We start from the raw sequence: 8,984 nt of genomic DNA, 5'->3' as shown, positions 1-8,984 counted from the left end.
ACGGCAGCTTTGGTACTTTGGATTTTTAAGCCTTTTTCCGGCCAGTTGGCGGTTAATCGAATCCAACAGTTCGGAAAGGGTATTGTTTTGCGCCAGCCGGTTACGGTAGCGGCAGAGTGTGCTGTGGTCGGGCATGCCGGGTTCGTCAAAACCGCGGCAGCGCTAAAAGCCGGATACGGGTAACAGTGCTGTGTCCGGGGTCGGATAGGCTGTGCCATCGGCCGGGTTAAACGGCGTTGGGCACGGACAGTCATGAACAAGGGGGACGGCTGCCGTTGTGGCGGGCATAACGGCTTTTTGCTGTTCGGGATAACGGTTGTCGGCCGGTAATGACGTGGATTTTAAGCAATGGAAAGCGGTCGATATGCTTGGCAGGTACGGCTTCGGCGGTTTGTTTGAAGAAGCGCTCATGGAGAATATCCTCTAAATTCTATTTGATATGGGCATTTTACGAGAATTTAGAGGATTTTAGGGGTTTTACAAAGGTCTCAGCCCTCATTTGCGGGCTTTTGTATTGTTTATTAATTTTGTATTTTAATTATGCCCAAAATATGTTTTAGCTTTTTAAGTAAATATGTTTCAGCAGATAAATTCGTGAGGGCAAAAGATCGAATAAAGTTAAGATGAAAAATTTCAAACTTAATAAATTAAATGCGGTCTGAAATCTTTTAGGCAGTATTTAATTTATTTCTTTTTGTTTGAAACCGGTTCACAGCCAGTTAAATCAGGCTGTTGGCATTTTTCAGTATGGCCTAAGCTATCCATCCAAATAGACATTGTGTATCCACTATAAGTAGGTTTTGCGGAAAGTAGATAGCGATGACCGTTTCTTTTATCTTCTAAGGACCCGTTAAATTGATATCGTTCAGCAACTTCATTATCAACTCCATAACTTTTGGGGTTAGCTTTGAAAGCTTCCAGTTCAGTTTCAATATTTAATGATGGATTTTTGACCAGTTTAGTTTTAATTTGGTTATTTACACTTATTAAATCTGTATGTGCTTGAGATAAATAGCCTCGTTCAATATAACGATTATAGGAAGGCAGGGCAATGGTTGCCAAAATACCGATAATAGCAATGGCAATCATGAGTTCGATTAAAGTAAAACCTTGATTATTTTTCATATTATTCATTCGATACATAAGATTGAAGCATGACGACAGTATTATTATTTTTACCCCATGCTTTGGCAGTAACACGATAAATGATGCTGCCTTGTGAGGCATCGGTACTGATATATTCAATAATATATACAGGAGGTTTGCTGACATTTTCAGTTTTAATGTCTATAACACTTTCACCATTTTCATCAATATAAAGTTTTTTACCTTCTCCACGCTCCCATGCATTGACCTTCCATGCATTGTCTTTTATTTTTTCCACATCAATAGCATTGCGAATTTCATCGGGAACAACAGCATCGGGTGTTGCGCAGAGTCCTTTTGTTTCAGCTCCACCAATTGTTCCGATACACTTGGCTTTAAAAACAACTTTTTTCCCATCAAATTCCAAAATTTTGTCTTCGCCTTTTTGTAGTGCAGCTTCAGCCAAGCTTAGGGTCAATTTTCTATCTGCTTCATTGGTACTGATCCGTTGCTCGGTATTGTAAGATTGAACAGCCGTAACAACCAATAAGGCAATGACGATCATAATCATCAAGACGATGAATAGAGCATAGCCTTGCTGAGAAGATTGGGATCTAAAATTCCTTAAATAGAGTGATTTGCGCATACGTTTCCTCCTCTTACTGCAGCTTCAATATTGTAGGTATTTTCCTTATTATCACTCAATTGAATTTGGATTAATGCAGGTGTGGTTCCATCATTATCAGATTCTGTCTTTTTTCTCAAAGTATTTTCACGTCTGAATGTTTCTTGGCTTGAAGAGTCTGCTGGGTTTTTACAGTTGTTTGTGTTATCTATATATAGATAGCTTATACTCATTGAATTAATATCTCTCATTAAAAGCTGTGGATCGTCCCAATTACCTGTCTCGTTATTTAGTTGAAAGCGGTATAAACCTTCTTGTTTGTTAAAAGAACCAACGGTATATGCAAAAACTATATGTTGTAGCATTGAGATTGCACCATTCTTTTTGTCATCTGTGATTTTTAAAGCTGATTTTGCAGTAGGTAAGTCTGTAATATTAGCGCTTTTGGCTATGCTGGTGCAGCTGCTGGCAATGTTGGCATTGCTGCCGCTGGCATCTGTGCCGTATTGGAATAGCAATGCATCGCCTGTTTGAGAGAAGCCTGAATAGCCGATAATACCTTTTGAAATTGGAACCATTTTACCGTTGACGATATTACTACGTAAGGCAAAAGGAGCTTTGGAATCATCAGCTACTACAGTGGTGTGGGCATAGTTAGCCATATTAAAACAGCCAAAGCTACCTGCCATACGTGCATCGCGAACCAGTAAAGTAGAAGCACTGCGTAAATCCTGTTGAGTGCTTAAACGGGAAGTCGCTGCATCATTTAGATTGCGTGCAGTAAAGTAGGTTGAGGTTACCGCTATTAAGACAATCATACTTAATGCGCTGGCGATCAGAAATTCAATCAGGCTGAAGCCTTGCATTTTTAGCGGGTGAGCAAAAGGAGGGCGTTTGTTTTTCATTGTCATTCCGTAACGCGTGACTGGTGAGTATAAACAATAAAGTTTCCTGAGCTTGTTAAATCCTTGTTGTTTTGCTTTTCTTCAGCATCGATTAACCATAGCACTTTAACAATAGTATCTCCACTGCCACTACATTTGGCATCAAAAGAATTTTTATAAGTAGGCGAATTGCCCGAGTTGTCCTGGCAAATAGCAAAATGAACTTGATGGGCATCAGGAAGTGCCGAAGATAGTGCATTTGTGAACGAAGTGATTTGGGCGGAGGCAAGCTCTTGCTTTGTCATTTCCTGATTGTTTTTATATACCCCGGTTATTTTTTTGCTATTACTGGTGAGGTAATGCTGATAAGATTTAAGTGTTCTACCGGTTTCTATACCGGAACTATCGGTTTCGGCTGATAACAACGGATTAACCAGCATTCCTTCAATCAAATTTTGCGTAATTTGGGAAACGATTGTTTGTGTTTCCCCCTCACGAACGCTGGAAACGGCGCGTAATTGTACGGAAAGCAATGCGAGAATGCCCACCGCGAGCACAAACATAGAGATTAAAACTTCGACTAAAGTCATGCCGCGTTGATGGTTTTTCAGACGCTCTTGCTTTTTAAGAGAAGGTGTTATTGTTTTCATCATTTTCATTTTTTAGAATATTGACAGATATCACGTAAATCAGATTTTGCACAGATTTCTACACGACCGCTACCATTGATGAAGAGTACGCTAGAACGCGCTTTTTTATCATTGTCGCTGTTTGCGTTGGCATCGGTTAGAATGATTTGAGTATAACCATTCGGGCTAGGGAATGTATCTTTTTCAGAAGGAGATTTGTTCCAATGAACAAAATTGCCGTTAGGCAAAAAAGTCCAGAGAGTGATATTATCAGTAGTTTTACGGCCGCCAAAAGGATAGAAATAATAATTGTGTGTAACGCGGTTGTTGTCTTTACTATTCAAGATAATGGCACGTAAATGAATATCGGTTGCACGTTCGTATCGTTTGTTTTTATCGCTATCGGCAAATGCCATTAAACCACTATCTTTATGGCTATAATTGCATTTTCCATCAGACTTACCGTCTTTTTTAATTTGAACCGGACAAACATAAACAGGAAGATTCAGGCGAACAGCTTCGCTGCGGGCGAAGCGCAGGAGATTGGCGATTTGTTCCGCATTGCTGGCTACTCGGCGCGAGGCAATCCATTGGCTCATGTTGGGAAGGGCGATAATGGCCATGATTGCGATGAGGGCAATTACGACGAGCAGTTCGATAAGAGTAAAACCTTTTTGTTTGGTGTGCATGAGTATCGGTAAGTCTGGCGTAAGTTTATCGGCAATGTGTGGTAATGTTTGATTTTATATTTTATATATTGGTTTATATCATATATATGAAATGCGTGGAGTGCATAGTTTATTCTAAACGATATTGCAAGCATTGCCTAATAAAATATGAAAAATGCTTAGTTCGGTGGTGAAATCTGTATCAATCTTCCATCAATGAAGCTTCCGGTACGTAAGCAGCGTTGTCAAATTTGGTGAATTGTCCCATCCAAGTGAGATGGACTTTACCTGTCGGGCCGTTACGGTGTTTGCCGATGATACATTCGGCCAAGCCTTTAAGCGGTGATTCGGGGTTGTAGTATTCGTCGCGATACATAAACATAATCAGGTCGGCATCTTGCTCTATGGCACCGGATTCGCGCAAGTCAGACATCATCGGACGTTTGTCGGTGCGCTGTTCGACGGTACGGCTTAATTGCGACAAGGCAATTACCGGTATTTGCAATTCTTTGGCTAAGGCTTTGAGTGAGCGGGAGATTTCCCCCAGCTCGGAAGCGCGGTTGTCTGACCGGCCTGATCCGGACATCAATTGCAGGTAGTCAATGACAATCAGGCCGAGTTTGCCGTTGAACTGGCGCGCTAAACGGCGGGCACGGGCACGTAGTTCTAGCGCAGTCAAACCGGGGGTTTCGTCAATAAACATTGGCGCGTTGGTGAGTTTAATCACGGCTTCGTTAAAATTGAGCCAATGTTGGTCTTGGAGGTTGCCTGTTTTCAAAACCTGTTGATCAACGCGGCCTACGGAACTCAACACGCGCATCACCAATTGCGCTGCGCCCATTTCCATTGAGAACACGGCAACGGGTAATTGTGCTTTAATGGCGACGTGTTCGGCAATATTGATGGAAAACGCGGTTTTACCCATAGATGGGCGGCCTGCCACAATAATCAAATCGCCCGGTTGGAGGCCGGAAGTTTTTTTGTCCAAATCGATAAAGCCTGTAGATATGCCGGTAACTTCTTCGGGATTTTCACGCGAATAGAGCATGTCGATTTTGGCGACCACTTCGTCCAACACATCAGGCATGCTTAAAAAGCCTTGCTTGGATTTGGCGGTGCTTTCAGCGATTTGGAAGACTTTGTTTTCGGCTTCATCCAGTAATTGCCCCGCATCGCGACCTTGGGGATTGTAGGCGCTGCGGGCGATTTCAGTGCCGACTTCGGCCAGTTGGCGCATAATCGATCGTTCGCGGACGATTTCGGCATAGCGGCGGATATTGGCGGCAGAAGGCGTGTTTTGCGCCAAGCTAATCAGGTAATTGAATCCGCCTGCTGATTCCAGCTCGTCGTTACGTTCTAAAGCTTCCTGCACGGTGATCACGTCAGCCGGACGGCTTTCGTTAATCAGTATGGAGATGACGCGGAAAATCAGGCGGTGTTCGTGGCGGTAGAAGTCTTCGCTGGTGACAACATCTGCGATTCTATCCCATGCTGCATTTTCTAAAAGCAGGCCGCCCAAAACCGATTGCTCGGCTTCCATGGAATGCGGCGGCAAGGCTAAAGCCGTGACTTCACAATCTTCAGGCGGCATGTCAAGATAATCGGTCATGGCGTTTAATTCCCCAAAAATGCTTTGAATAAGAGACTGCAATTATATCGTAGTATAAGTTTAATTGGTTTTTTAAAGCCGGGACAGGTAGAATAAGGAATGTTACCTTTTACGGGTAATGCACACGACCAAAAGATAATATCAATAAATAGGAGTATCAACATGGAACACAAACTGCCTAAATTGCCATATGCTTTGGACGCTTTGGAACCACATCTGTCTAAAGGAACACTGGAATACCACAAACCTACATCACTAATCTGAACAATCAAATCAAAGGCACTGAGTTTGAAGAAATGCCTTTGGAAGAAATTGTGAAAAAATCTTCCGGCGGCGTGTTTAACAACGCAGCCCAAACTTGGAACCACACTTTTTACTGGTTGGGCTTCACGCCGGAAGGGCAACAAAAACCTGAAGGCGAATTGGCTGCAGCGATCGATACCAAATGGGGTAGCTTTGAAGCATTCCAAGAGACATTCAACGCTTGCGCGGCCGGTACATTCGGTTCAGGCTGGGCGTGGTTGGTGAAAACTCCCGGAGGTGACTTGGATTTGGTATCAACTTCTAATGCGGCAACTCCGCTGACTACTGGAAACACTCCGTTGCTGACTTGCGATGTTTGGGAGCATGCTTACTACATCGACTACCGCAACAGCCGCCCTAACTACCTGAAAGGTTTTTGGGAAATCGTGAATTGGGATGAAGTAGCCAAACGTTTTTCTACTTAATGTTAATAAGTAAATGATAAAAAAAGGCCGTCTGAAAGCGATATCGCTTTCAGACGGCCTTTTTTCAATTTATAAATTTAATTAAGGATTCAGGAAAAAAAATATCAAATCAAGATATTTCGAATCATTTTTATTAATATTTTATCAAAATTTTCATGACAGTAGTTAAACCTAAATTCCGTCTATTTAAAATGCAGGTAAAACAGATCCTTCGAAATACTATGGAATTTAGACAGCCGGCCTTTGGCATAGCTTCATCAGAATGATTCGGTACCGTCAATATGCTGCTTCCCACGGGCAAACCCATTGGTATCATGATAGACACAGTAATGCTTTTTATAGGCCATATCCACAAAATCATCGGATTCAAACAAATTCAAAAAAAATTTGCTTCTTTACGAGCAACTCCACTACACTGCACTGCGCCACGGCACCGAGTCGATATCAAATACTTATCAGCTACCCTGCAATCAGGAGTTAGCGGGAGAAAACAAATTATGGATATTCTTGATAAACTGATTACACTGGCCCAAGTATCCGGCCGTGTCGAAGCCCAATGTCTGTTCAAGGGAGAATGGTATGTCCGCCACGAAATGCGCTGCAAACAAGCAATGGTACATATCGTAGTAAAAGGTGAAGGATACTTGAAAATAGACGGGCAAGAGAATATTCGGGCATTGAAAAGCGGTGATGTGGTGTTTTTTCCGCACTTATCCGGACATATATTGAGCAACCATCCGCAATGCTGCAATCCGTCTGCAAAAGTTGAAGTTATACCCAAAAAGCCAGTAAATTTGAAAAGAGCAGGCGGAAGTTGTGCCGATATGCATCTTTTTTGCATGCGTTTTAAATATGATGAACAAGCTGATTTGTTAAGCAACCTACCTAATGAAGTTTTTCTGAATATTGCTGATGCCTCACTCGGGAAACTAATCGATATTTTGCAATGCGAGGCCGAAACAGCACAGTATGGTGGTGTAGCTGTCATTAATGCATTGGCCGAAATTCTGTTGGTGTTATTGGTTAGGGCCTGTCTCAGCCAGCAACAAGCTAAGCTTAATGGCTTACTCGGCGGCTGGCAGGACAAACGTTTGCAAAATTTGATTACTGCCATACTAAACGAACCCCAACAAAGCTGGACTGTAGAAGAAATGGCCGCTGCAGCCAATTTGTCACGCGCACAATTGATGAGGCTTTTCAAAGCCAAAATCGGTCTCAGCCCGCATGCTTTTCTTAATCACATCCGGTTGCAGCAGGCTGCTGTCAAGCTGAGACAAAGTACCGATTCTATCTTGTCTGTTGCCTTATCAGTAGGTTTTCAATCAGAAACTCATTTCGGCAGAATATTTAAAAAAAAATACGGCATATCCCCAGGACAATACCGCTGCAGTAATGGTAACCTGGTTATTGATGAATAACACCTGTTTCTAACAAAGCCAATCGTAGGAGAGCTGGAGGATACAGATATATTGAAACAGTACAGACCTATAAAATGCTGCCATACTTAAACTCAAAGAGGATTTGATAAAGCTCGCTGTCGTATTGTTTATAATCTATGCGTTTTGTTACAGTATTAAAGATAAAAAGGCCGTCTGAAAAACAGCTGACGCCATTATGGTAGATTGGGTTGAAACCTGTCTGCCTTTGATTCTTTCCTCTGCCCTATGAATTACCGAGGTCATTCAAAATCCTGTGTCAGTTTGAATTCTACAACCGGATAATGCCGTCCGGCCGGCCGTCAAAACAAACCGCCAACTGCGGGAGCGTCTGCCCCCGGTTTGCAATCGGCATCGTCCATTTTTCCCCGAAGCCTTACCGATACCGCCATATAAAAGCTTCAGCAGGCCGGTTTCATTGGGGAATGCGCCTTGGGTTTTGGCCAGCTTCCGAAACTGGCGGTGTACCGCCTCTGCCGCATTGGTCGTATAAATCGGTTTGCGTACGGTTCCGGGGCAGCGGAAACAGGCAGACAGGAGCGGCCGTTTGCTGCGCCATGACCGTATCACTTTCGGGTATTTCCGCTCCATTCCTCTTCCGGTCCGTCCAAAGCCGCTTCCGCCGCTTCGCGGTATATTGGGTTTCAGCCTTTTGGCCTTTGCTGGCGACACAGCGCAAACTGTTGCGGATTTGGCGGGTGACGCACAATTGTACTCCGGTTTGCGGAAAGATACTGCGAACGGCTTCGTCAAAACCGGCCAAACCGTTTGCGCAGGCTGTTAGAATGTCTTTGATGCCGCGGTTGTTCAGGCCGGCCAATACTTCCAACCAATAACGCGCGCCTTCGCTTTCGGACAGGTAAAGACCGGGCAGATTACCCGGAAGTACCGCCCCGAACAGGTCTGCGCCCCCTCCAAACACAAAGGCATCAAACCGCAGCACCGTCATCCCGCCGAAGACCGTAAAACGGCGGCAGCCTTCACACCCGCCGGCGCGCCATTTCCAAACCCCGGCAGAGAAAATACGGCAGTGGCGCAGGGACGGAAAGGGAAGTAGCGGTTCGGACCGGTCTCGAAGAACGTCTTCTGTCCTTACCTCTCCCAGAAAAAAGGTTGGTGGCGCATACCAACGGACTGATCCGGCTATCCTTCCCGAAAGGGGCGGATTTTAGAAGGGGCTGTATTAGATTAGCCCCAAACACCACACCATTGCCGCAGCATTTCAAGCTGCCCGGACGGTACGCCAAAGTTAAAGCGGAACCCGCATTCTTTCAAGGACAGCGGGCAAGATTTACGGCCAACCTCATTGTATTTGCGCA

The 8,984-nt window shown here is 44.0% G+C and carries 7 protein-coding genes and 4 pseudogenes; 2 read left to right on the top strand and 9 right to left on the bottom strand.

What is annotated here, in order from left to right; all coding sequences use genetic code 11:
• Window positions 1-684: 684 nt before the first annotated feature.
• From C7N83_RS16660 to dnaB, 6 genes are all read right to left on the bottom strand, one after another.
• Complete coding sequence (locus C7N83_RS16660; RefSeq protein ID WP_211296658.1) at window positions 685-1,125, bottom strand: PilX family type IV pilin; 441 nt, start codon at window positions 1,123-1,125, stop codon at window positions 685-687.
• Window position 1,126: 1 nt separating this feature from the next.
• Window positions 1,127-1,732 (bottom strand): pilus assembly PilX family protein, encoded by a 606-nt coding sequence (locus C7N83_RS11710; protein WP_106742833.1) that lies wholly within the window; start codon window positions 1,730-1,732, stop codon window positions 1,127-1,129.
• Window positions 1,711-2,616 carry a PilW family protein gene (locus tag C7N83_RS11705; protein ID WP_245911222.1) on the bottom strand — a complete coding sequence of 302 codons (906 nt, stop codon included), beginning with the start codon at window positions 2,614-2,616 and terminating at the stop codon, window positions 1,711-1,713. The genes C7N83_RS11710 and C7N83_RS11705 overlap by 22 nt, the downstream gene beginning before the upstream one ends.
• Window positions 2,617-2,618: 2 nt before the next feature.
• Entirely contained in the window at window positions 2,619-3,248 is a 630-nt protein-coding gene (gene pilV / locus C7N83_RS11700) for a type IV pilus modification protein PilV (protein WP_245911221.1), read from the bottom strand.
• Between the two features lie 2 nt (window positions 3,249-3,250).
• Entirely contained in the window at window positions 3,251-3,913 is a 663-nt protein-coding gene (locus C7N83_RS11695; RefSeq protein WP_106742831.1) for a GspH/FimT family pseudopilin, read from the bottom strand.
• A gap of 181 nt (window positions 3,914-4,094) precedes the next feature.
• On the bottom strand, window positions 4,095-5,501 hold the full coding sequence (gene dnaB / locus C7N83_RS11690) for a replicative DNA helicase (protein ID WP_106742829.1): 1,407 nt from the start codon (window positions 5,499-5,501) through the stop codon (window positions 4,095-4,097).
• Between the two features lie 162 nt (window positions 5,502-5,663).
• Here dnaB and C7N83_RS11685 point away from each other — a divergent pair.
• Window positions 5,664-6,229: pseudogene (locus C7N83_RS11685) on the top strand (superoxide dismutase).
• A gap of 104 nt (window positions 6,230-6,333) precedes the next feature.
• On the opposite strand, the pseudogene C7N83_RS11680 reads toward C7N83_RS11685, so the two are convergent.
• Window positions 6,334-6,591, bottom strand: a pseudogene (locus C7N83_RS11680) (IS1595 family transposase); the annotation flags it as partial.
• Between C7N83_RS11680 and C7N83_RS11675 the strand changes: the two are divergent.
• Window positions 6,511-7,647, top strand: coding sequence for a cupin domain-containing protein (locus C7N83_RS11675; protein ID WP_342747611.1), 1,137 nt, complete (start codon window positions 6,511-6,513; stop codon window positions 7,645-7,647). The pseudogene C7N83_RS11680 and the gene C7N83_RS11675 overlap by 81 nt on opposite strands.
• Before the next feature lie 289 nt (window positions 7,648-7,936).
• On the opposite strand, the pseudogene C7N83_RS11670 reads toward C7N83_RS11675, so the two are convergent.
• Both C7N83_RS11670 and C7N83_RS11665 read right to left on the bottom strand, forming a co-directional pair.
• Window positions 7,937-8,539: pseudogene (locus tag C7N83_RS11670) on the bottom strand (transposase); the annotation flags it as partial.
• Between the two features lie 314 nt (window positions 8,540-8,853).
• Window positions 8,854-8,984 (bottom strand): annotated as a pseudogene (locus tag C7N83_RS11665) (IS1595 family transposase); the annotation flags it as partial.

Source organism: Neisseria iguanae (genome assembly GCF_003013245.1).
In the GTDB taxonomy this organism is placed as follows: Bacteria; Pseudomonadota; Gammaproteobacteria; order Burkholderiales; family Neisseriaceae; genus Neisseria; species Neisseria iguanae.
Note: the sequence above shows the minus strand (reverse complement) of the source record. Positions and strands in the feature narration are given on the sequence as shown.

What these genes read in the sequence shown, in the direction of transcription:
- C7N83_RS16660 (WP_211296658.1), bottom strand. Translation starts at nt 1,125, where the DNA reads ATGAAAAATAATCAAGGTTTTACTTTAATCGAACTCATGATTGCCATT.
- C7N83_RS11710 (WP_106742833.1), bottom strand. Translation starts at nt 1,732, where the DNA reads ATGCGCAAATCACTCTATTTAAGGAATTTTAGATCCCAATCTTCTCAG.
- C7N83_RS11705 (WP_245911222.1), bottom strand. Translation starts at nt 2,616, where the DNA reads ATGAAAAACAAACGCCCTCCTTTTGCTCACCCGCTAAAAATGCAAGGC.
- pilV (WP_245911221.1), bottom strand. Translation starts at nt 3,248, where the DNA reads ATGATGAAAACAATAACACCTTCTCTTAAAAAGCAAGAGCGTCTGAAA.
- C7N83_RS11695 (WP_106742831.1), bottom strand. Translation starts at nt 3,913, where the DNA reads ATGCACACCAAACAAAAAGGTTTTACTCTTATCGAACTGCTCGTCGTA.
- dnaB (WP_106742829.1), bottom strand. Translation starts at nt 5,501, where the DNA reads ATGACCGATTATCTTGACATGCCGCCTGAAGATTGTGAAGTCACGGCT.
- C7N83_RS11675 (WP_342747611.1), top strand. Translation starts at nt 6,511, where the DNA reads ATGCTGCTTCCCACGGGCAAACCCATTGGTATCATGATAGACACAGTA.